General features: G+C 59.2%; 1 protein-coding gene. It reads right to left on the reverse strand.

The window, feature by feature from the left end:
• Nucleotides 1-39: 39 nt before the first annotated feature.
• A partial coding sequence (locus tag AC1DCY_RS27575) for a hypothetical protein (protein ID WP_477355920.1) occupies nucleotides 40-480 on the reverse strand: 441 nt, incomplete at its 5' end.

Raw genomic sequence — 480 nt, forward strand, 5'->3', positions numbered from 1 at the left:
GTGTAGTACTGCTGGTATTTCACCAGGTTGCCGGACTCTTCATCGAGGTTGACACCCGACAGGGCATCGCGGGCATTCTGTGTAGTACTGCTGGTATTTCACCAGGTTGCCGGACTCTTCATCGAGGTTGACACCCGACAGGGCATCGCGGGCATTCTTGGCACCGGTCAGAATCACCGTGGCGGCACCGCCGTCAGACTTGGCCTGAGCCGCCTGGGCGCCAACGTTGGACACCAGTTTGCCGTAGGCGTCCGAGAGGCTGAGCCCCTTGCTCACCGAGCCGGTATCCACCGTTTGCTTGGTCTGCAAACCGACCAGAGCGGTGCTGTTGCGGTTGTCCGAAGAGTTGGCACCGGTCAACGAAATACTGAAGCTCTCACCGGCAGCAGGCGAACCATTGACCGTTGTTTGAACCGAGAAGGTCTTCTGTACCGCAGGCACGACCGAGTTGTCCATGATCGCAGCACCCGTGCTATCGAC

It is taken from the genome of Lysinibacillus sp. 10T31, from assembly GCF_056394365.1.